Below are 21689 nucleotides of genomic sequence, written 5' to 3'. Positions count from 1 at the left end.
AGCGTGATGAGGTGAGTCAAACGCAGTCCATCCCCTCGAACGCCTTCACCCTCAGAAGCCCCTACGGGCGACGAGCCATCGGCCTCTCGGTCGCGGCCGCGGTGGGCGGTTTCCTCTTCGGCTTCGACTCCTCCGTCATCAACGGCGCGGTCGACGCGGTCGACGGCAACTTCGAGCTGGGGCAGGTGCTCACCGGTTTCGTCGTCGCGGTCGCCCTGCTGGGCTGCGCGGTGGGAGCCATCATCGCCGGCGCCCTCTCGGACCGCTGGGGCCGGTTGAAGGTCATGCTGCTCGGCGCCGTGCTGTTCTTCGTGTCGTCGATCGGCGCGGCCCTCACCTTCAGCGTGCCCGATCTGATCCTCTGGCGCGTGATGAGCGGCCTGGGCATCGGCATCGCCTCGGTGGTCGCTCCCGCGTACATCGCCGAGGTCGCGCCCCGCCAGATCCGCGGCTCGCTCGCGTCACTGCAGCAGTTGGCCATCACCCTCGGTATCTTCGGCGCGCTGCTGTCGGACGCCCTGCTCGCCAACTCGGCCGGCGGTGCGGCGAACCAGCTGTGGCTGGGCCTCGAGGCTTGGCGCTGGATGTTCCTGGTGGGCGTGATCCCCGCCGCCGTCTACGGCATCCTGTCGTTCACCGTCCCCGAGTCGCCGCGCTACCTGCTCGCCAAGGGCAAGCGCGACGAGGCGAAGGCGATCTTCGCGCGCCTCGTTCCGCCGGCCGATCTCGACAAGACGATGAACGAGCTGTCGAACACGATCGAGGCCGATCGCAAGAACAAGAACGTGTCGCTGCGCGGACCCGTGCTGGGCCTTCAGGGCATCGTCTGGACCGGCATCCTGCTGTCCATGTTCCAGCAGTTCGTCGGCATCAACGTGATCTTCTACTACTCCACGACGCTCTGGAAGGCCGTCGGCTTCGACGAGAGCAACTCGCTGCTGATCTCGGTGATCACCTCGATCACCAACGTCGTGGTCACCTTCGTCGCGATCTTCCTGGTCGACCGCGTCGGCCGCAAGCCCATTCTGCTGACCGGCTCGATCCTCATGACCGTCTCGCTCGGAGCCATGGCCCTGTCGTTCGCGTTCGCGACCGGCTCCGGCCAGGACGTCTCGCTTCCCGCCCCGTGGGGAAGCGTCGCGCTCGTCGCCGCGAACGTCTTCGTCGTCGGCTTCGGAGCCTCGTGGGGCCCGCTCGTATGGGTGCTGCTCGGCGAGATCTTCCCGAGCCGCATCCGCGGCAAGGCGCTCGGTGTCGCCGCCGGCGCGCAGTGGATCGCCAACTTCGCCATCACGGTGTCGTTCCCGGCGATGTCGAGCTGGTCGCTCCCGCTCACCTACGGTATGTACGCGCTGTTCGCCGGGTTGTCGTTCGTCTACGTGCTGCTGCGCATTCCCGAGACCAAGGGCATGGAGCTCGAGCAGACCGAGACCCTGTTCGTCCGCAAGCCGAAGGACAAGGCCAAGGCCTGATCCCGGATGCCAGAAGGCCGGCGCCCCGCGGGGTGCCGGCCTTCGTCGTTCTCAGGGTGGCGTCGAGGGCGAAACCCCGACGGAGATCCGCGCGCGCTCAGTCCTCGAACGCGCCGTAGACCTCCAGCGTGTTCGCGGCGACCTGGGCGCCGAGCTCGTCGGCATCCATCGCCAGCTCTGCCGCGAGGAAGCGGAGCGTCACCGGGATCAGGTACGGCGCGTTGGGGCGGCCGCGGTACGGCGCGGGCGTCAGGAACGGGGCGTCGGTCTCGACGAGGATGCGGTCGAGGGGCGTCACCGCGAGCGCGTCGCGCAGGTTCTGCGCGTTCTTGAACGTGACATTGCCGGCGAACGAGAGGTAGTAGCCACGGTCGGCGGCGATGCGCGCCATGCCGGCGTCGCCCGAGAAGCAGTGGAAGACCGTCTTGTCGGGAGCACCGACGCGCTCGAGGGTCTCGAGCACGGCGTCGTGGGCGTCGCGGTCGTGGATCTGCATCGCGATCCCGTGCTTCTTCGCTAGCGCGATGTGCGCCTCGAACGAGCGGATCTGGGCCGGGATGCCGTCGGCCTCGGTGCGGAAGAAGTCGAGCCCCGTCTCGCCGATGGCCCGCACCCGCGGCTCGGCGGCGAGCTCGTCGATGACGGCGATCGCGGCATCCAACTCCCCCGCCTGCTCGTACGCGGGAGCCTCGTTCGGATGGATCGCCACGGCTGCGAGCACGCGCGGGTGCGAGCGCGCGGCCCACGCCGACCACCGCGAGGAGTCGATGTCGCCGCCCGCCTGCACGACCCCGTGCACACCGACCGCGAGAGCGCGCTCGAGCTGCTCGTCCAACGAAAGGCCGGTCTCGCCGTCTTCGATCTCGAGGTGCGTGTGATTGTCGTAGACCGGGATGCCGAGAGGCTCGGGCGCCGGCGGATAGCTGACGTCGCGACGACCGTCGACCGAACGCTCGCGCACGTACTGGCTCGGATCGCCGTCGCCGATCGTGTCGCGGGGACGCTCGACCGGCGTCGAGCCGGGGGCGGCGGCCGCTGCGGAGGACCCTTCGACGGACCCAGGGACCGCCGCCGCCGACTCGGAAGGCACCTGCGTCACGCCTGCTCGACGCGCGGGAAGAGCGGGGTGAGCGACGTGACCGTGGCGCCCGCGGGCAGCAGGCCCCAGGCGCCCGCCTGGCGGATCGGCTGCGCGACGAGAGCGCCGAGGCCGTCGGCCGCGCCCAGCGCGACCCACAGCTTCGACGTCGACTCGGGCATGACCGGCGACAGCAGCACCGCGAGGGCGCGCAGGCCCTCGGCCGCGGTGTACAGCACCGTGCCCAGGCGCTCGCGCGTCGACACGTCCTTGGCCAGGGCCCACGGCTCGTTTTCGGTGATGTAGCCGTTCAGCGCGTCGACGATCGTCCAGATCGCGGCGATCGCCTCGTCGGTGCGGAATCGCTCGATGGCCGCGTCGGCGGTGGTCGCGGCATCCGCCACGATCTTCTGGATGGTCAGGTCGCTCTCGGTGTACGCGGCCGGCGCCGGCACGACGCCCTCGAAGTACTTCGAGATCATCGCGACCGTGCGCGAGGCCAGGTTGCCGAAGCCGTTGGCGAGCTCGGCCTGGTAGCGGGCCGACAGGTCTTCCCACGAGAACGAGCCGTCCTGGCCGAACGCGATCGCCGAGAGGAAGTAGAACCGGTACGCGTCGGAGCCGAAGACGTCGGTGATCTCGGTGGGCGCGATGCCGGTGAGCTTCGACTTCGACATCTTCTCGCCGCCGACGAGCAGCCATCCGTGCGCGAAGACGCCGCGCGGCACGTCGAGGCCCGCGGCCATCAGCATGGCCGGCCAGATCACGGCGTGGAACCGCAGGATGTCTTTGCCGACCACGTGGAACGCCGGCCAGCGACGCTCGAACTCGGCGGGGTCGGTGCCGTAGCCCACGGCGGTGGCGTAGTTGAGCAGGGCGTCGACCCACACGTAGATGACGTGCGAGGGGTCCCACGGAACCGTGATGCCCCAGTCGAACGCCGAACGCGAGATCGAGAGGTCCTTCAGACCGCTACGAACGAACGACACGACCTCGTTGCGCGCGGACTCGGGGCGCACGAAGTCGGGCTCCGTCTTGTACAGCTCGAGCAGCCGGTCCTGGAACTCGCTGAGCTTGAAGAAGTAGTTCTTCTCCTGCAGCAGCTCGAGGGGCTTGGAGTGGATCGCGCAGACCTTGAGGCCCTCGAAGGGGCCGGTTCCGTCGACGATCTCGGCCTCGGGCTTGAACTCCTCGCAGCCGACGCAGTACAGCGCCTCGTACTCGCCCGCGTAGATGTAGCCGCGGTCGAAAAGCGCCTTCACGAACTGCTGCACCCGCTCTTCGTGGCGGGGCTGCGTGGTGCGGATGAAGTCGTCGTTGGCGACGTCGAGCGTCTCGAGCAGCGGGAACCACGACTCGGTGACGAGCTTGTCGACCCACTCCTGCGGGGTGACGCCGTTGGCGGCGGCGGCGCGGAGCATCTTCTGCCCGTGCTCGTCGGTGCCGGTCAGCATCCAGGTGTCGTCCCCCGCCTGGCGATGCCAGCGGGCGAGCGTGTCGACGGCGACGGTCGTGTACCCGTGCCCGATGTGGGGCAGATCGCTGGGGTAGTAGATCGGCGTCGTGATGTAGAAGGATCGGCCGGAAGTCACCTGGAGATTCTACGGGGAGCCTCCGACACGGCCGACCGTGTGACGGGCCCGCCGGCGCTCCTCGCGCGTGAGGGGTCAGTTGGTGTCGCCGAGAAGCGCGCCAGGCGACACATATCGACCCCTCACGCGAAGACGCGCGGAGACGCTCAGCGCTTCACGGCGAGCGCGGCCTGGTACAGCTCGCGCGACGAGTGACCCGTCTGCGACGCCACCTCCGCGGCGGCCTCTTTGAGCCGCGTGCCGCCGCGCACGAGCTCGAGCACCTGGGTCACGGCATCCGGGAACGCCACCTCGCGCGCCGAGGCGCCGCCGACGACGATCGCGATCTCCCCACGCACGCCCTCGGCCGCCCACGCGGCGAGCTCGGCCAGGGTGCCGCGCTTGACCTCTTCGTACAGCTTCGTCAGCTCGCGGCAGACGGCGGCGGGACGATCGGAGCCGAACGCGCTCGCGAGATCTTCGAGAGTGGATGCCAGGCGCGAGGGCGACTCGAAGAAGACGAGGGTCCGCTCCTCCGAGGCGAGCTGCGCGAAGGCCTTGCGGCGCTCCCCCGGCTTGCGACGCGGGAAGCCCTCGAAGGCGAAGCGGTCGGTGGGGAGCCCGGCGACCGCGAGCGCGGTGACGACGGCGCTCGGCCCGGGGATGGCCGTGACGGTCACGCCGGCGGCGGCCGCAGCCGCGACGAGCCCGAAGCCCGGGTCGCTGACGGTGGGCATTCCCGCGTCGCTCAGCACGAGCAGGTCGTCTTCGCGCGCGAGTTCGACGAGCTCGGCCGCGCGCTCCTTCTCGTTGTGGTCGTGCAGGGCGATCAGGCGCGGGCGGTTCTCGACCCCGAGGCCGGCGAGCAGGCGCTGCGTGGTGCGGGTGTCTTCGGCCGCGACGACCGTGGCGTTCTCGAGCGCCTCGATCAGACGCTTCGAGGCGTCGCCCAGGTTGCCGATGGGGGTCGCCGCGAGGATGATCACCGTTCCACCTTAGGCTGGGGCCCGTGACCACCGCCGTCCCTCCGCTGCTCCCCGTCGTCGAGCAGACGCGCATCGACCGGTGGCGCGACGCCCTGCTCGCGAGCCCCCGCGGATCCCGCCTGTGGCGCTGGCTCGCTCCCCTGCTCGTCACCGTCGTCGCGGCGGTGCTGCGGCTGATCGACCTCGGCAACCCGCACCAGCTGGTGTTCGATGAGACCTACTACGTGAAGGACTCGTGGAGCCAGTGGGTGCTCGGTTACCCCTCGACCTGGCCCGACGGCGCCGACGCCAGCTTCGTCGCGGGTGACACCGACGTCTTCACCGGCCTCGGCAGCTACGTCGTGCACCCCCCGCTCGGGCGTATCCTCATCGGCGCGGGCATGGCGCTGCTGGGCCCCGACTCCGCGACCGGTTGGCGCATCTCGGCCGCGGTCTTCGGCACCGCGACCGTGTTGCTGGTGTATCTGCTCGCGCAAACGCTCATCCGCTCGATCCCGTTCGCGACCGTGGCATCCGGTCTGATCGCGATCGACGGCCTCGGCATCGTCCTGAGCCGCATCTCGCTGCTCGACATCTTCTTGACGTTCTTCGTCGTGCTGACCTTCTGGTTCGTCGCGCTCGACCACCGCCGCACCGCCGACCGCCTGCGAGCCGCGATCGCGGCCCTCCCGGGCGAACGGCACACCTGGGGCCCCGTGCTGTGGAACCGTCCGTGGTTGGTCGCCGCGGGAGCCGCCGCCGGAGCCGCCACCGCCGTGAAGTGGTCGGGGCTGTACGTGCTGGCCGCCGTCGGCCTGTACGCCGTGATCACCGACGCGCTCGCCCGTCGCCGCGCGGGGATCGATCAATGGCCGATGGATGCCGTCCGCCAGGGGCTCGCATCGTTCGTGCTGCTCGTACCGGTCGCGGTCGTCGTGTACGTGGCGAGCTGGTCGGGTTGGCTGTTCACCAACGGCGGGTGGATGCGCGGCACCCCGGTCGCCGCGACGGGTATCTGGGGGTGGATCCCCGAGCCGCTTCGACAGCTGTGGGCGTACCACCAGGAGATGTACAACTTCCACGTCGGACTCGTCACTCCGCACAGCTACGCGAGCCCCGCCTGGCAGTGGCCGCTGCTCATCCGCCCCACCTCGATGTACTGGCACCAGGACCAGACCGGGGTCAACGGGTGCGCCCTGCCGACGGGGTGCACCGAGGCCATCTCGAGCATCGCGAACCCGATCATCTGGTGGGCCGGGGTCGCGGCATCCCTCTACCTGCTCGTACGATTCGTCGTCGTCCGCGACGGGCGCTTCGCTCTCGTGCTGACCGGGCTCGCCGCCACCTACGTGCCGTGGCTGCTCTACCCCGAGCGCACGATCTTCCAGTTCTACACGGTGGCGATGCTGCCGTTCCTCGTGCTCGCCCTCGCCTTCGCGCTGCGCGATGTCGCCCGCGGGGTGAAGGACGCCTCGAGAGCGAGCGGGCAGGTCCTCGTGCTGGTGTTCCTGGGACTCTGCCTCGTCATCTCGGCGTTCTGGTACCCGGTGTGGGCGGGTCTTCCCGTCCCGTACGAGTTCTGGCGCCTGCACAACTGGCTGCCGACCTGGATCTGAGCCGGATGAGCGGGCGGCGGGAGCGGACGGGTGGAGTGCATCCGGCGCGCCGGGGGCTCGGCATCCGCCGCTCTGCTCGCCACCGACCGAGCACCGGGTGGGGGCGATGACCCGCGGGGATGAGTGGCTGAACGATCCGCGGCCGGTGCAGCGGGTCAAGGTGTTCAGCGATGCCGCCGTGAACCCCGCCGCGTGGCCGGCCACCGTTCCCGCGGTCGCGCAGTTCCTCGAGGTGGCGAGCGGCGAGGGATGGGAGTTCGGGCCCGGCGTGACCTTCCTCGTCGGAGAGAACGGGTCGGGCAAGTCGACGCTCATCGAGGGCATCGCCGAGGCGGCCGGCCTGCCGGCCGAGGGCGGCTCGACCAACGGCGGCGGCGAGACTCGGCGAACCGAGAGTCCGCTCGGCGAGTGGCTGCGCATCGAGCGGAGCCCGCGCGCCCCACGGTGGGGGTTCTTCCTGCGGGCCGAGACGATGCACGGCTACTACAGCTGGAGGGACGACCTGGGCGGCCCGGCCCCGAGCCTGCACACGATGAGCCACGGCGAGTCCTTCAACGCCTTGCTCGACGAGACGCTCGACCACCCGCACTATGTCTCGGGCCTCGCCTGCCTCGACGAGCCCGAGGCGGCGCTGTCGTTCTCATCGACGCTGCGCTGGCTCGCCTCCCTCGACCGCATGCGCTCCCGCGGCACCCAGGTGATCTGCGCCACCCACTCCCCCGTGCTGGCCGCGTTGCCCGGGGCGACGATCCTCGAGCTGGGCGACTGGGGCATCCGCGAGAGCGCCTGGGAAGACCTGGAGCTGGTGCGGCTTCAGCGCGGGTTCCTCGAGTCGCCGGGGCGGTACCTGCGGCATCTGTTGGAGTGACCGCCCTCAGCCCAGCCGCCCCGCATCCGTCGTCGGCAGCGCGCAGGCGAAGGCGCGGCAGTCGTACGCCGTCGCCTCGCCGCCGAGTGCGACCTTGCCCTCGAACAGCGTGAACCCGGCCTCGGCGAAGGCGAGAGCCTGCGCGGGCGACACCACCGCCACGACATCGGCGGCGACGCGCCGCGCGGCCTCGGCGATCTCGGCATCCGTCTCGCCCACCACGACAAGCTGGCGCGGGGCCGACACCAGGCCGAGGGCGACCTCGAGGATCGCTCCGTGCGCCAGCGGCGACGCCAGCGCGGCATCGGCGGCGGCGCGCACGAGCGTCTCGGCCGCGGTGCGGTACGGCTCCCCCGCCCCGAGGCGCCAGAGGTCGAGAGCGGCCGCGGCGAACACCGACGGGCCCGAGGGCGAGGCGCCGTCGGTGGGCACGGCGTGCGACTGCATGCCCTGAGCGACGAGCACGGGGTCGCCGCCGCCCGGAGGATGGATGCCGTCTGCGCCGAGGCACAGATCGACCAACGCCCGGGCCCGCGACGCGTAGGCGACCTCGCCGGTCGCGCGAGCGAGCGCCAGGAGGCCCCGAGCAAGACCGCCGTAGTCCTCTAGCGTCGCCGGGGCTGCGGAGCGGACCTCGTCGAGCGAAGCCCGTCGGAGGGTTCCGTCGTCGGCGACGTTGCTCTCGAGCACGGCGTCGGCGGCCCACCGGGCCGCCTCGAGGAAGCGCGGGTCGGTGCGGGTTCCGGCGGCGGCGAGAGCGGCGATCGCGTGTCCGTTCCAGCCGGTGACGACCTTCGCGTCGAGCGCCGGAGGCTGCAGCCCCGAGCGATCGGAGGCGCGGTAGTACCCGCCCTCGGTGCGGACCCCGTCGATCACCGACTCGGAGTCCTGGGCTGCGGCGATTCCGCCCGAGGGCAGCTGCAGCACGTCGACGAGGAACCGCGCGGCATCGGTGGCGACGGCGTCGTCGCCCGCGGCGAGCGCCACCTCGACGAGACCCGCGTTGTCGGTGAGCATGCGCTCGTAGTGCGGCACACTCCAGTCGCGGCGGGTGGCGTAGCGGAAGAAGCCCCCCTCGACCAGGTCGTGCAGGTCGGAGCGGGCCATGGCGGAGAGGGCGCGGGATGCCACGTCAGCGGCATCCGGAGCATCCGCCGTCAGAGCCGGGTGCTGCAGGAAGCGCAGAACGGGAGTGTTCGGGAACTTCGGGGTCTCGAACGCGGGCCCGGCGGCGAAGCCGGAGTACTCGCGGTCCTCGCGGGCCACGACGGTCCGCGCCGCGGCGGCGAGTTGCTCGAGGGAGGGAGGAGCGTCTGCCGCTGCGGTGGCGGCGGCGGCCAGAGCCTCGCGGAGGGAGGAGCCCGTGGCATCCACTTCGTTCCGGCGTTCGGTCCACGCCTCGCGGACCGCGGCGAGCACCTGACGGAACGAGGGCTGGGGAGGGCGCGGGGCCGGCGGGAAGTAGGTGCCGGCGTAGAAAACGCGCCCCTCGGGCGAGGCGAAGACCGTCAGGGGCCACCCGAGGTGCGGGGTGAAGGCGGATGCCGCGTCGAGATAGGCGGCGTCGACGTCGGGATGCTCCTCGCGATCGACTTTGATCGACACGAAGCCGGCGTTGAGTTCGGCAGCGGTCTCGGGGTCTTGGAACGACTCGCGCGCCATCACATGACACCAGTGACAGGTGCTGTACCCGATCGAGACCATCACGGGGACGTCTCTCTCGGCCGCGAGCGCGAACGCCTCGGCCCCCCAGGGGAACCACGCGACGGGATTGTCGGCGTGGGCCCGCAAGTAGGGGCTCGAGGCGTTCGCGAGGCGGTTCATGCGCGCGGGTGCGCCGACCTCAGTTGAGGTCGTCGGGGTGCGTGCCCACGCGGCCCGAGCCGTCGCCCGGGTCGACCGCGTCGATCGCGGCCATCTCGTCGGCGGTGAGCTCGAAGTCGAACAGGTCGAAGTTCTCCTCGAGGCGCTCGCGGCGCACCGACTTGGGGAACACGATGAACCCGTGCTGGATGTGCCAGCGCAGCACGGCCTGAGCGGGGCTCTTGCCGTGGGCTTCGGCGGCATCCTTCACCGCGGGGATCTCGAACAGGTCGTACTTGCCCTGGCCGAGCGGGCCCCACGACTCGATGTGCATGTCGTGCTCCTGGCCCCAGGCCGCGATCTCGCGCTGGCTGAGGGCGGGGTGCAGCTCGATCTGGTCGACCACGGGGGTCACACCGGTCTCGGCGACGATGCGGTCGAGGTGCGGCACGAGAAAGTTCGAGACGCCGATCGAGCGGGCCTTGCCGGCCTCGCGGATCTCGATCATCTTCTGCCACGCGTGGACGTAGTTGTCGTTCTTCGGCGTGGGCCAGTGAATGAGGTAGAGGTCGACGGCGTCGAGCTGGAGCTTCTGCAGGCTCTCGTCGATCGCGGCGAGCGGCTCGTCGCCGTCGTGGCGGTCGTTCCAGAGCTTGGTGGTGACGAAGAGCTCGTCACGAGGGATGCCGCTGGCCGCGATCGCGCGGCCGACACCCTCTTCGTTCTTGTAGATCGCGGCGGTGTCGATGTGGCGGTAGCCCACCTCGAGGGCCTCGGACACGGCACGCTCGGCGTCGTCGGCGGGCACGAGGAACACGCCGTAGCCGAGCTGGGGGATGGAGTTTCCGTCGTTGAGCTGAACTGAAGGAACGGTCATGAGAAGAGCCTAGGAGCGGTGTCTCGAAGGGTTCTCGGGGTTGACGCGCGGGTCGAGTCCTTTATCCCCCGCCTTCTCGCACCCCGGCGTGGTTGACTACCGAAATGACGCCGCAGCCTCCCACCCGGCACGCTCGACGCGACCCTTCCTCGGCCTGGCGTCGGGGAGCGAAGCTCGTCGCCATCGCCGTGACCGTCGTGCTCGTCGCGGCCGTGGCGGTCGGAGGGTTCTACGCGTTCTCGCTGTCGCAGCGTCTGCAAGACGCCGCCGTTCCCCTCAAGGACGCCCCCGCCGAACCGCCCGCGCTGAGCGCCTACAACGAACCCTTCTCGGTGCTCGTCGTCGGTACCGACGAGTGCGACGACCAGGTGAAGGCGGCTTTCGGCGCGCGCTGCTCCGACCCGGGCAACGAGGGCACCCGCAACGACGTCAACATGCTCGTGCACGTCTCGACGAACCCCCGTCGCGTCACCGTCGTCTCGTTCCCCCGCGATCTGCAGATCGGCATCCCGGAGTGCACGGGAGCCGACGGCTCGACCTCGTCGGCGTCGTCCAAGGCCCCGATCAACTCCGCGTACGAAGCCGGCGGACTGACCTGCGTCGCAGACACGGTCTCGGAGCTGAGCGGACAGAGCATCCCGTTCGCCGCGAAGGTGAGCTTCGGAAACGTCGTCAACATCACCGACGCCATCGGCGGCGTGGAGGTCTGCATCGGCGGCGACGGCATCGACGACCCCGACGCGGGGATCGACTGGGAGCCGGGCCCGCGCGTCGTCAAGGGCTACGATGCCCTGGCGTTCCTGCGCACACGCAAGGGCATCGGCGACGGCAGCGACCTCGCCCGCATCGGAAACCAGCAGCAGTACCTCTCGCGGCTGATCAACAAGCTGCGCAGCGACGAGGTGCTCTCGAACCCCGGCACCCTCATCGGGCTCGCCAACACCGCGGTGAACAACATCGAACCGAGCGAGAGCCTCGCCGACCCGATCCGCATCGCTCAGCTGGCCTACACCCTCAAGGACGTGCCGTTCAGCGACATCACGTTCGTGCAGTTCCCGGTGGTCGACGACCCCGCGGACAACAACCACGTGATCCCCGACCAGGCGTCGGCCGCAACCCTGTGGGAGGCGCTCGACACCAACGCCCCTCTGCAGCTGACCGGCGAAGAGGGAGCCAACGGCGGAGTCATCGCCGACCCCTCGGCCCCGACCCCCGCGCCGAGCGAGCCCGCCCCCGCGGCGAGCACCCCCGCACCGGATGCCACGGACTCCAGCGCCGCGCCGGGTGTCGTCGAACTGCCGAGCAACGTCAGCGGAACGAAGGCAAACCAGGCCACCTGCTCCGCCGGCAACGGGTGATCGCCGCGCGCGGATCAGCGTCAAGACCCGGGGACCGTCCAGAGTCATCGGCGACGATCGAGGAGTGAAAACCGCCACGCGCTCGACGACCCTCCTCCTGCTCGCGGCCCTGACCCTCACCGCGTGCGCCCCGGCCGCGGCGCCCGCGCCGACGGCATCCCCCTCTCCGTCCCCGACGCCGACGCCCACCGCGACCCCGGATCCCCTCGCGGGGATGAGCCTGCAGGACAAGGTCGGCCAGATGTTCATGGTCGGCACGTCGGTGGAGGGCGCCAACCCCACGACGCTCGCCGCCGTGCGCGACGATCACGTGGGCGGGATCTTCCTGCACGGAAGGTCGGATGCCGGCACCCAGGCCACCGCAGACCTGATCGGGCAGTTCACCTCCACCGTCGGCGCGGCCGCTCCGCAGCTGTGGGTCGCCACCGACCAGGAGGGCGGCACCGTCCAGGTGCTGAAGGGTCCGGGCTTCGACCGCATCCCCTCGGCCGTCGAGCAGGCCGCCCAGACCGACGCGGCCCTGCGTTCCTCCGCCGCGACCTGGAGCACGCAACTCGCGCAATCGGGGGTGAACATGAACCTCGCTCCCGTCGCCGACATCGTCACGAGCCCGGAGTTCGCGGCATCCAATCCTCCGATCGGCGCGCTCGCGCGTGAGTACGGCTACGACGAGACCACTGTCGCCGCCAAGGTCGGCGCGTTCGCCGCCGGGATGCGCGACGGCGGGGTGATGCCCACGCTCAAGCACTTCCCGGGCCTGGGGCACGTCGACGAGAACACCGACACCCGCACGGGCGTCACCGACGACACGGTCACCGCCGACGGCGCAGACGTGGGCGTGTACGCGAGCGTCCTGCCCCAAGGGGACGCGATCGTCATGATGTCGACCGCGATCTACGCCCGGATCGACCCGAGCGCGCCCGCCGCGTTCTCACCCGCGGTGGTGGACGTGCTGCGCGACCGCGTCGGGTTCGACGGCGTGATTACCGTCGACGACCTGTCGGCGGCGCGCCAGGTGCAGCCCTGGTCTCCGGCCGATCGCGCCACCCTCGCCGTGGACGCCGGGGTCGACCTGCTGCTGGTCTCGGCCGACCCCTCGGTGTACCCCGACATGCACCAGGCGGTGCTGTCGCGCGCCGAGAGCGACCCCGCGTTCGCCGCGAAGGTGGATGCCGCGGCCCGGCGGATCGTCGAGCAGAAGGCGTCGATGCCGTAGGCGCTCCCCCCGTGAGCGGTCGCTTTATGTCGCCCAGGCACGGGCCAGGCGACAGGAAGTGACCCCTCGCGCGAGTCGCCAGGAAATGTCGCTTCGAGCAGCCCCAAGCGACGGAAATTGGCGACTCGCGCGATGGGTGGGCGATACGCTGGAAGGCTGTGTCTGTCGAACCCGTCATCGTCTACCCGCCCGAGCTGCCCGTCAGCGCCGCGCGGGACGAGATCGCGCGCGCGATCCGCGACCACCAGGTCGTGATCGTCGCCGGGGCCACCGGCTCGGGCAAGACCACGCAGCTGCCCAAGATCTGCCTCGAACTGGGCCGCACCTCGATCGCTCACACGCAGCCGCGCCGCATCGCCGCGCGCACGATCGCCGAGCGCATCGCCGACGAGATGCAGGTTCCCCTCGGCTCGACCGTCGGCTACAAGGTGCGCTTCACCGACAAGGTGTCGGCCGACACGCGCGTGGCGCTGGTCACCGACGGCATCCTGCTCAACGAGATCCACCGCGACCGACTGCTGCGCCGCTACGACACGATCATCGTCGACGAGGCGCACGAGCGCTCGCTCAACATCGACTTCCTGCTCGGCTACCTGCGCCGCATCCTGCCGAAGCGCCCCGACCTCAAGGTCATCGTCACCTCGGCGACCATCGACCCCGAGAGCTTCGCGCGGCACTTCGCGGCGGCTCCCACCGAGCCGGGCGGCGAGCCGACCCCGGCGCCGGTCATCGAGGTGTCGGGCCGGACGTATCCGGTCGAGATCCGGTATCGGCCGGTGGACGGCGCGGATGAGGTTTCCGACGACGCCGACGACGAGACCCCGGATGCCGGGACCCCGGCGCCGCAGCCGAAGAAGCCCCGCAGCCCGGCCCGACCGGCCGCCAAGCCGGGGCGCTCCGACGACGACGGGGACGAGGTCGGAGCCGTCGTCGCGGCCCTCCGCGAGCTCGATCGCGAGGCCCCGGGCGACGTGCTCGTCTTCTTCCCCGGAGAGGCCGAGATCCGCGATGCGGCGGATGCCATCCGCGGGGCGTACCAGAAGGACACCTCCCCCACCGAGGTCCTGCCCCTGTACGGGCGCCTGTCCGCGGCTGAACAGCACCGCGTGTTCGAGCGCTCGAGCGTCGCGGGCGTGCGTCGCCGCGTCATCCTCGCCACGAACGTCGCCGAGACGAGTCTCACCGTCCCCGGCATCCGGTACGTCGTCGACACCGGAACCGCCCGCATCTCGCGCTACAGCAACCGGTCGAAGATCCAGCGCCTGCCGATCGAGGCCGTGTCGCAGGCGTCGGCGCAGCAGCGCTCGGGGCGAGCGGGGCGCACCTCGCCCGGTATCGCGATCCGGCTCTACTCCGAAGACGACTTCACGCGTCGCCCCGAGTACACCGAGCCCGAGATCCTGCGCACCTCGCTGGCATCCGTCATCCTCCAGATGCTGTCGCTCGGCTTCGGCGACATCCAGGCCTTCCCGTTCCTCACCCCGCCCGACTCGCGGGGCGTGAAGGCGGCGTTCGACCTGCTCGTCGAGCTCGGCGCGGTGAAGCTGCCCGTTGCGGGCATGCGCGGTGCCGACACCTCACGCGAGCGCGACGTCCGCGGCGACGGCGACCCGTCCCGGCACCGCGGCGGACGGGGTCCGCGCGAGGACGGCCCCCGCCTCACCGAGATCGGACGCGAGATCGCGCGCCTGCCGATCGACCCGCGCTTCGCCCGCATGCTCATTGAGGCGCGCCGGAACGACGTGCAGCCCGAGGTGCTCGCGATCGTGTCGGGCATGTCGATCCAGGACGTGCGCGAACGGCCCGAGGAGCGCCGCGAAGAGGCGGACCGCTTCCACGCGCGGTTCACCGATCCCACCAGCGACTTCCTCTCTCTGCTGAACCTGTGGGACTACCTGCAGGAGAAGCAGGCCGAGCTGGGCTCGAGCGCGTTCCGGCGCCTGTGCCGCAGCGAGCACCTCAACTACGTGCGCGTGCGCGAGTGGATGGACGTGCACCGGCAGCTCCGATCGCTCGGCGGCGAGCGCGGGTCGGGCGAGGGCGGCGCGCGTGGGTCGGGCGACGGCGGCGCGCGCGGGTCGGGCGACGGCGGCGAGCGCGGGTCGGGCGACGGCGGCGCGCGGGACTCCGGCGACGGAGGCCGTCGCGGCGGGCGCTCGAGAAACCATGTCCCACTTTCGGCTGGTTCAGACCCCTCCAGGCCGCACAATTCGGGACATGCAGCGCGAAAATCGGGACATGGTTCGACAGCCGCCGACCGGAACGCCGCCCCCGAGGGGCACGCCGCCGGCGACGCGATCCACCGCGCGATCCTCTCCGGGTTGCTGTCGCACCTCGGCATCCTGGATCCCCGAACCATGGCGCAGGCCAAAGACCGCAAGGCGCCGGGTGATGCCCGCCCCACTAAGGGCGAGTACATCGGCGCGCGCGGGGCGCGGTTCGCGATCTTCCCGGGCTCGGGGCTGAAGAAGAAGCGCCCCTCGGCCGTCATGGCCGCCGAGCTCGTCGAGACCTCGCGCCTGTTCGCCCGCACGGTCGCCGCCGTCGACCCGGCGTGGGCGGAGGATCTCGCCCCCGACCTGGTCAAGCGCTCGCTGAGCGAGCCGCACTGGTCGAAGGATGCCGGCTCCGCCGCCGCCTACGAGAAGGTCACCCTCTTCGGGGTCGAGCTCGTCGGGCGTCGCCGGGTGCAGCTCGCGCGCTTCGACCGGCCGCTCGCGCGCGAGATGTTCGTGCGCCACGCGCTGGTCGAGGGCGAGTGGGACCCGTCGGTGCTCGACAAGCGCCTCACCGCGTTCCTCCGCCGCAACCAGGAGCAGCGCCGCCTGCTCGAGAAGATCGAGGAGCGCGAGCGTCGCCGCGACATCCTCATCGGTGACGAAGCCGTGTTCGCGTTCTACACCTCCCGCATCCCGGCCGACGTCACTGACGTGCGCTCGTTCGAGACGTGGTGGAAAGACGCTTCGAACCGCACCCCGCACCTGCTCGACCTGCGCGAGTCCGACCTCACCGGCGACCGCGCCCAGGGCGACGACCGGGCCTTCCCCGCGCGCTGGCGCCAGGGCGATCAGACGCTCAACCTCGCGTACCGCTTCGAGCCGGGAGCCCCCGATGACGGCGTGACGGTGGTCGTGCCGCTGCCCCTGCTCGCGCAGCTGCGGCCCGACGGGTTCGACTGGCAGGTCCCCGGCATGCGCGACGAGCTGGTCACCGCTCTGCTGCGCGCGCTGCCGAAGACGATCCGCCGCAACGTCGTGCCCGCCGCCGACTGGGCGGAGAAATTCTCGGCCGAACTCGCCGAGAAGGGCCCCGAGCACGCCAACGGCCTGCCGAAGACGACGCTCGTCGACGCCCTCGCCGCCCTCGTGCAGCGCGTGGCGAACCAGCGGGTGAGCGCCGCCGACTTCGAGCTCGAGCGGGTTCCCGGCCACCTCACGCCGTCGTTCCGCGCCGTGGATGCCCGCGGCCGCGCGATCGGCAGCGACCGCGACCTGGCGACCCTGCAGCGCCGTCTCGCCGACAAGGCCCGGTCCAGCGTCGAGTCGACGATCGCCCGCCCGGCGCAGAGAGCCGCGAAAGTCGCCGAGGCCTCCCCCGCTTTCGCGTCGCGCTCAAGACTGACGACCTGGGATCTCGACGAACTCACCGAAGTCGTCGACACCCCCGTCGCCGGTGGCGTCGTGCGCGGCTACCCCGCCCTGGTCGATGAGGGCGACAGCGTGGCCCTGCGCGTGGAGGCGACCCCCGAAGACGCGGCGCGGCACACGCGGGCCGGCATCCGGCGTCTCCTGCTGCTGGCCGTCCCCTCCCCCGCGACCTACGTGCTCGACCACCTCACCGCGAACGAGAAGCTCGCGCTGGCTGCCTCGCCGTACCAGAACGCCAAGGCGCTCATCGAGGATGCGCGCGTGGCCCTCGCCGACGACGTCCTGCTGCGCGAGGCGCCGAGCGGCGTCGTGCGCACGAAGGCGGATTTCGAACGCGTGCGCGACGCCTTCTCCACGGCATCCGTCGACCGGACCTTCCAGACGGTGTCGCTCGCGGCGAGGATCCTGCTCGCGCAACGCGAGGTCGACCGCGCGATGAAGGACGCCTCGTCGATCACACTGCTGGGCGCGCTGAACGACGTGCGCGGGCAGGTGAAGGGCCTGATCTTCCCGGGATTCCTCTCGCGTACGGGCCTCGCGCGCCTGCAGCACCTCCCGCGCTATCTCGCCGGAGCGCTGGAGCGGGTGAGGACGCTGTCCGACAACCCCGGTCGCGATCGCCAGCGCATGACCGAGTACGAGCGCGCGGCCACGGGCTTCGTCGAGGCTGGGGGCGCGGTTCCGCTTCCCGCCGATGCGGCGGCGAACCTCGTGCAGACGCGCTGGCTGCTCGAAGAGCTGCGCGTCAGCCTGTTCGCTCAGCGCCTCGGCACGGCAGAGCCCGTGTCGCCGCAGCGTATCGCCAAGGCGCTCAAGAGCGCCTGATCCGCCGTCTTCTGTCGCTTCCGGGGCCGGGAGGCGACAGAATCCGTCGAGGCGCACGAGGGGTCAGACGCCGAGCGCCCGTCCCCACTCTCGCAGCAGCGCCTCGAGCGTGCGCCGCTGATCGGCGTCGAGCCCGGACAACAGCCGCTCCTCATTGGTCAGGTGGGCGACGACGGCCTCGTCGATGACCCGGCGGCCTTTCGCGGTGAGCGAGATCACGCGTCCGCGCCCGTCGTCGTCGCTGGCGCTCCGGGACACGAGACCGGATGTCACGAGCCGGTCGACGCGTTTCGTCACCGCGCCCGTGGTCACCATCGTGTGACGCGCCAGCTCACCCGGCGTGCGCGCGAACGGCTCGCCGCCGCGGCGGAGGGTCGCGAGGATGTCGAACTCCCCCTCGCCCAGGCCGAACCGGCGGAAGACCTCGAGCAACTCCGCGTCGAGGTGAGCGGCGATACGGCTCAGCCGACCGATGACCTGCATGGGTGAGGCGTCGACGTCGGGGCGTTCGGCGGCCCAGTGCTGGACGATCTCGTCGACGTGGTCGGCATCCATTTCCCCATTCTATCTTCCACGGAAGCTAGACTGTCTTCCATGGAAGATAAGTGGCGTCTCGTCGCGATCACCGCCGTCGCTCCCGTGGCCTGGGGCGCGACCTACGTGGTGACCCGACACCTGCTGCCCGCCGACGCTCCGCTGTGGGGAGCCGCACTGCGGGCCCTCCCCGCCGGCCTGTTACTCTGGGCGCTCGCGCGCCGTCGTCCGCGCGGCGATTGGTGGTGGAAGGCGCCCGTTCTCGGTCTGCTGAACTTCGGCGCCTTCTTCGTGCTCGTCTACATCGCGGCGCAATTGCTGCCGTCCTCGATCGCCGCGTCGATCATGGCGCTGGCCCCCCTGGCTCTCGCGGGGCTCGCCTGGCCCCTGCTCTCGCAACGGCCCACGGCGCGATGGGCCGTCGGCGCGCTCCTGGGTCTCGTCGGCGTGCTGTCGGTGGTGGGGCTCGGCACCGGAACGATCCCGGTCGCGGGGGTCGTGGCATCCGTGATCGCACTGCTGGCGTCGTCGCTGGGAGCGATCCTCACCACCCGCTGGAGGGACGAGACGCCCCTGCTCGCGACCACCTCGTGGCAGCTGACCGCCGGGGGTGTCGCCCTGGTCGCGGTGGCGGCGATGGTCGAGGGCCGACCACCCCGAGTGGATGCCGCGGGCCTGCTGGCCTACGTCGGCATCGCGGTCATCGCGACGGCACTGGCGTTCGTGTGCTGGTTCACCGGACTGCGTCACCTGCCCGCGGGCACCGTGGGGCTCATCGGATTGCTGAACCCCGTGACCGGGGTACTGCTCGGGGTGGCGGTGGGCGGCGAGTCGCTCGCTGTGCCGCAGGTGGGGGGCATCGTGCTGGTGCTCGCGGCGATCGCCGTCACGAGCGGCGCGAGGGGTCGGAGTCTGTCGCCCGGACGGTCCGTCGGCGACAGATCCTGACCCCTCGCGCGGGCGTCACGACTGCAGCGACACCTGCCCCAGAGACGCTTCGACGTCCACGACCGCCGTCGCCGACGACGAGGTGCGCAGGCGGTTGTCGATCCGACCGAGACCGCTGTCGGTGGTGACGTTGTACTCCTCGTCGGGCAGGGTGATGTCGGCGGAGCCGGCGGTGACCGTGATCCTGGTGCGCGCGGGGGCGTCTCCCGCCAGCGTCGAGGCGAGGCTGCCGCCGGCGACCTCGAAGGTCGCGTCCCCCACCCCCGTGAGGGTCCCCGACGCCGACCCGCCCGAGACCGACACGTCGAGGGTGCGGACGTCTCCGGCGAGATCCACGTCACCTCCCGCGAGTTGCACGTTCAACGACCCGAAGTCGGCGTCGACCGACAGGGCGCCGCCGGCGACCTGGATCCGCGCGTCGAGGTTCGTCGTGGCGGAGGCCCGGGGCAGCACCAGGGTGGCGGATCCGGCGCCGTTCGACCAGCCGACGAAGTTGGTCTGCGGAGAGCTCACCCGCAGGGTGCTGCCCTTCCGTTCGAACGTCCACCCGTCCGCCCCGCTCCCGACGTCGAGCTGCGCCTCCGAGACGTCGCCGTACGCGATGGTGAGCGAACCGCCCGCCACATCGACGTCGAGATCGGTGAGTCCGTCGGTCGCGGTCTCGCTCATCGCGTACCCCGACCCGCTGTCGCGCAGCGTCGCGGCCGCGGTCACGCCCGTCCCGATGACCGTGCCCGCGAGCACGCATGCCCCGACGACGATCGTGGCGAGCGAGACGAAGAAGGGAACCCCGTGACGAGAGGGCGCGGTCGGCGGCGTGAGAGGGGTCGGCGAGGTCATGAGGTGGCTCCGGTGTGGTCGTGGCCCAGGTGCACGAGGGCGGCGATGACGCGGCGGTTGCCGGTCTCGTCCTGCTCGAGTCCGAGCTTGGTGAAGATGGCGGTGATGTACTTCTCGACGCTGGCCTCCGAGACGAACAGCGCCTGGGCGATCGCCTGATTCGAGCGCCCCTCGGCGATCAGCGAGAGCACGGAGCGTTCGCGCTCGGTGAGGCTCTGCAGCCGCTCGTCGCGGCGGCGCCGCGCCAGCAGCTGGCCGACGACCTCGGGGTCGAGCACGGTCGCTCCCCCGGCGATCCGGGCCACCGTGTCGAGGAAGTCGCGCACGTCGGCGACCCGGTCCTTGAGGAGGTAACCGAGCGAGCCCTGCCCGTCGGCGATCAGGTCGCTCGCGTACTGCTCCTCGACGTACTGCGACAGGACGAGGACCGAGAGACCGGGATGCCGGGACCTCAGCGCGATCGCAGCACGGATGCCCTCGTCGGTCCAGGTCGGCGGCAGACGTACGTCGAGGATGCACAGGTCGGGGGTGGTCTCCGCGGCCGCGGCCTCGAGGCCCTCGGCATCGGGCAGCGCCGCGACCACCTCGTGGCCGTCGTCCGCGAGCAGGCGCACAAGCCCCTCGCGCAGGAGGACCGAGTCCTCGCAGATCAGGATGCGCACGGGACGCTCACCTCCACCGTGGTCGGTCCGCCCTGCGGGCTGTCGATGCGGGCGGTGCCGCCGGCCGCGGTGACCCGGTTGACGATGCCGTCGAGGCCGCCACCGGGCACGATCCGCGCCCCGCCGAGGCCGTCGTCCTCGACCCGGGCCCACAGGGTCCCGTCATCGCGCAGTCGAACGTGGACACGGCATCCGGTCGCCCGGGAGTGCTTCGCCGCGTTCGTCAGCGCCTCGGCGATCACGAAGTACACCGCCGCCTCGGCCGGACGCGAGCACCGCCGCGGCACTCGCACATCGAGTGTCACCGGGATGTGAGATCGTGACGCGAGCGCCGAGAGAGCGGCATCGAGTCCCCGATCGTCGAGGACCGAGGCATGGATGCCGCGAGCCAGCTGCCGCAGCTCGGTGATGGCCGATTTGGTCGAGGCGTGCGCCTCGGCGACGAGGGCCTTCGCGGCCTCGGGATCGTCGTCGATCTTGGTCTGCGCCAGGCCCAGCGTCATGCCGATCGAGACGAGCCGCGGCTGGACTCCGTCGTGCAGGTCGCGCTCGATACGGGTGCGTTCAACCTCGGCCGCCCGGACGGCCCCGGCGCGGCGTGTGTCGGAGGTGCGGGCCTGCTCTTCCAGCTGCGCCTCGCGGGAGGGGACGAGGATCGCGCGCGAGATGACCCCGTGGAGCACCGCTAGGCCCACGATCGCCGCGAGCGAGGCGACGAAGACGAGCAGACCCACGAGGGGAGCTGCCACGCCCTGCAGGGGCACGAAACCGAGCAGACGCGGGTGGGACCACCCGAAGATCGGGCTGATCATCAGACCCAGCCCCCACGAGGTGAGCCCGGCGACGCCGAGCGTGGCGAGACCCAGGATCGTCGCGATGGTGAACGATGCCACCGCCCGCCACTGACCCGGATCGATGGCCTGCAACCAGATGGTGTGCGCGACGCCGGTGAACCCGGTGCGCGGGCTGTGGCGGGGACGCAGGGGCGGCAGACCCAGGCGGTAGAGGCCGTCGAGACGCGCGCGTTCGAACCATGCGATCGCGAAGAGCGCGTAGACGAGGGCGACCAGGGCGATCACCCCGATGAAGAGGGCGGCGAGCAGCCCCACGCCGGCGCCGAAGAGCCCGAACAGGGTTCCCAGGATGCCGGGGCCGATGACGCCGAGCGCGGCGAGATGCACCACCGCACCGGCGATGCGACCGGGCGAGGCGATGCGCACCCGCGGCGCGAGGGGCTGGTCCACCCTCGGAACGGGAGCGCCGGCGACGGGCGCGGGCGTCGGCGGAGGAGGCGGAAGAACGGATGCCGTGGTCATGGGTTCCACGCTAGGGGTGGGCCCCGCGCCGGCGCCGCCCGGTCAGCCCCCGCGCGCTTTCGGGTTATCCCGAAAGATCCGCGTGAAGGGTCG

At 71.1% G+C, this 21689-nt stretch carries 16 protein-coding genes; 7 read left to right on the top strand and 9 right to left on the bottom strand.

All coding sequences use genetic code 11. The features are described 5' to 3' along the window. The first annotated feature begins 11 nt into the window (after nucleotides 1–11). Nucleotides 12–1472: a sugar porter family MFS transporter gene (locus tag AB6V31_RS11080; RefSeq protein ID WP_056228707.1), complete on the top strand. Its 1461-nt coding sequence runs from the start codon at nucleotides 12–14 to the stop codon at nucleotides 1470–1472. A 97-nt stretch (nucleotides 1473–1569) separates the two neighbouring features. On the opposite strand, the gene AB6V31_RS11075 is transcribed toward AB6V31_RS11080, so the two are convergent. From AB6V31_RS11075 to rsmI, 3 genes are all read right to left on the bottom strand, one after another. Beyond that, a complete protein-coding gene (locus AB6V31_RS11075; protein WP_268104925.1) occupies nucleotides 1570–2460 on the bottom strand; it encodes a TatD family hydrolase in 891 nt (296 codons plus the stop codon). Between the two features lie 107 nt (nucleotides 2461–2567). Further along, nucleotides 2568–4142: a methionine--tRNA ligase gene (gene metG / locus AB6V31_RS11070; RefSeq protein WP_268104306.1), complete on the bottom strand. Its 1575-nt coding sequence runs from the start codon at nucleotides 4140–4142 to the stop codon at nucleotides 2568–2570. Nucleotides 4143–4288: 146 nt separating this feature from the next. Continuing rightward, nucleotides 4289–5107 carry a 16S rRNA (cytidine(1402)-2'-O)-methyltransferase gene (rsmI, locus tag AB6V31_RS11065; RefSeq protein ID WP_369365668.1) on the bottom strand — a complete coding sequence of 273 codons (819 nt, stop codon included), beginning with the start codon at nucleotides 5105–5107 and terminating at the stop codon, nucleotides 4289–4291. A 23-nt stretch (nucleotides 5108–5130) separates the two neighbouring features. Between rsmI and AB6V31_RS11060 the strand changes: the two genes are divergently transcribed. Next, entirely contained in the window at nucleotides 5131–6702 is a 1572-nt protein-coding gene (locus AB6V31_RS11060; protein ID WP_369365666.1) for a dolichyl-phosphate-mannose--protein mannosyltransferase, read from the top strand. Nucleotides 6703–6808: 106 nt separating this feature from the next. After that, complete coding sequence (locus tag AB6V31_RS11055; RefSeq protein ID WP_268104310.1) at nucleotides 6809–7570, top strand: AAA family ATPase; 762 nt, start codon at nucleotides 6809–6811, stop codon at nucleotides 7568–7570. Nucleotides 7571–7576: 6 nt separating this feature from the next. Here the strand turns inward: AB6V31_RS11055 and AB6V31_RS11050 are convergent, their stop codons facing one another. Both AB6V31_RS11050 and AB6V31_RS11045 read right to left on the bottom strand, forming a co-directional pair. Next, on the bottom strand, nucleotides 7577–9394 hold the full coding sequence (locus AB6V31_RS11050) for a thioredoxin domain-containing protein (protein ID WP_369365664.1): 1818 nt from the start codon (nucleotides 9392–9394) through the stop codon (nucleotides 7577–7579). 19 nt (nucleotides 9395–9413) lie between these two features. Then, nucleotides 9414–10250, bottom strand: coding sequence for an aldo/keto reductase (locus AB6V31_RS11045; protein ID WP_369365663.1), 837 nt, complete (start codon nucleotides 10248–10250; stop codon nucleotides 9414–9416). Nucleotides 10251–10354: 104 nt separating this feature from the next. On the opposite strand from AB6V31_RS11045, the gene AB6V31_RS11040 reads away from it, so the two are divergent. The 3 genes from AB6V31_RS11040 to AB6V31_RS11030 all read left to right on the top strand — a co-directional run bounded on the left by AB6V31_RS11040 (nucleotide 10355) and on the right by AB6V31_RS11030 (nucleotide 17296). Continuing rightward, a complete protein-coding gene (locus AB6V31_RS11040) occupies nucleotides 10355–11608 on the top strand; it encodes an LCP family protein (RefSeq protein WP_369365661.1) in 1254 nt (417 codons plus the stop codon). Nucleotides 11609–11672: 64 nt separating this feature from the next. Then, nucleotides 11673–12824 (top strand): glycoside hydrolase family 3 N-terminal domain-containing protein, encoded by a 1152-nt coding sequence (locus AB6V31_RS11035; protein WP_369365660.1) that lies wholly within the window; start codon nucleotides 11673–11675, stop codon nucleotides 12822–12824. A 158-nt stretch (nucleotides 12825–12982) separates the two neighbouring features. Next, nucleotides 12983–17296: a DUF3418 domain-containing protein gene (locus tag AB6V31_RS11030; protein ID WP_369365656.1), complete on the top strand. Its 4314-nt coding sequence runs from the start codon at nucleotides 12983–12985 to the stop codon at nucleotides 17294–17296. 63 nt (nucleotides 17297–17359) lie between these two features. Here the strand turns inward: AB6V31_RS11030 and AB6V31_RS11025 are convergent, their stop codons facing one another. Further along, nucleotides 17360–17851: a MarR family winged helix-turn-helix transcriptional regulator gene (locus AB6V31_RS11025; RefSeq protein ID WP_369365655.1), complete on the bottom strand. Its 492-nt coding sequence runs from the start codon at nucleotides 17849–17851 to the stop codon at nucleotides 17360–17362. 39 nt (nucleotides 17852–17890) lie between these two features. Between AB6V31_RS11025 and AB6V31_RS11020 the strand changes: the two genes are divergently transcribed. Next, nucleotides 17891–18778: a DMT family transporter gene (locus AB6V31_RS11020; RefSeq protein ID WP_369365654.1), complete on the top strand. Its 888-nt coding sequence runs from the start codon at nucleotides 17891–17893 to the stop codon at nucleotides 18776–18778. 15 nt (nucleotides 18779–18793) lie between these two features. Here AB6V31_RS11020 and AB6V31_RS11015 read toward each other — a convergent pair whose 3' ends face one another. From AB6V31_RS11015 to AB6V31_RS11005, 3 genes are read right to left on the bottom strand one after another with little or no spacing between them, the layout of a single operon-like run. Further along, entirely contained in the window at nucleotides 18794–19618 is an 825-nt protein-coding gene (locus tag AB6V31_RS11015) for a hypothetical protein (RefSeq protein WP_369365652.1), read from the bottom strand. Next, nucleotides 19615–20280, bottom strand: a complete 666-nt coding sequence (locus AB6V31_RS11010) for a LuxR C-terminal-related transcriptional regulator (RefSeq protein WP_369365651.1) — start codon at nucleotides 20278–20280, stop codon at nucleotides 19615–19617. Before AB6V31_RS11010 ends, AB6V31_RS11015 begins: the two co-directional genes overlap by 4 nt. After that, on the bottom strand, nucleotides 20268–21596 hold the full coding sequence (locus tag AB6V31_RS11005; protein ID WP_081349880.1) for a histidine kinase: 1329 nt from the start codon (nucleotides 21594–21596) through the stop codon (nucleotides 20268–20270). The genes AB6V31_RS11010 and AB6V31_RS11005 overlap by 13 nt, the downstream gene beginning before the upstream one ends. Nucleotides 21597–21689: the final 93 nt, after the last annotated feature.

The organism is Microbacterium sp. 16-032 (assembly GCF_041079455.1).
In the GTDB taxonomy this organism is placed as follows: domain Bacteria; phylum Actinomycetota; class Actinomycetes; order Actinomycetales; family Microbacteriaceae; genus Microbacterium; species Microbacterium testaceum_A.
Note: the sequence above shows the minus strand (reverse complement) of the source record. Positions and strands in the feature narration are given on the sequence as shown.

Bases quoted from the DNA above. Each gene is read 5' to 3' on its own strand.
- AB6V31_RS11045 (WP_369365663.1), bottom strand. From the start codon at position 10,250: ATGACCGTTCCTTCAGTTCAGCTCAACGACGGAAACTCCATCCCCCAG.
- AB6V31_RS11005 (WP_081349880.1), bottom strand. From the start codon at position 21,596: ATGACCACGGCATCCGTTCTTCCGCCTCCTCCGCCGACGCCCGCGCCC.
- AB6V31_RS11050 (WP_369365664.1), bottom strand. From the start codon at position 9,394: ATGAACCGCCTCGCGAACGCCTCGAGCCCCTACTTGCGGGCCCACGCC.
- AB6V31_RS11020 (WP_369365654.1), top strand. From the start codon at position 17,891: ATGGAAGATAAGTGGCGTCTCGTCGCGATCACCGCCGTCGCTCCCGTG.
- AB6V31_RS11040 (WP_369365661.1), top strand. From the start codon at position 10,355: ATGACGCCGCAGCCTCCCACCCGGCACGCTCGACGCGACCCTTCCTCG.
- AB6V31_RS11015 (WP_369365652.1), bottom strand. From the start codon at position 19,618: ATGACCTCGCCGACCCCTCTCACGCCGCCGACCGCGCCCTCTCGTCAC.
- AB6V31_RS11055 (WP_268104310.1), top strand. From the start codon at position 6,809: ATGACCCGCGGGGATGAGTGGCTGAACGATCCGCGGCCGGTGCAGCGG.
- AB6V31_RS11025 (WP_369365655.1), bottom strand. From the start codon at position 17,851: ATGGATGCCGACCACGTCGACGAGATCGTCCAGCACTGGGCCGCCGAA.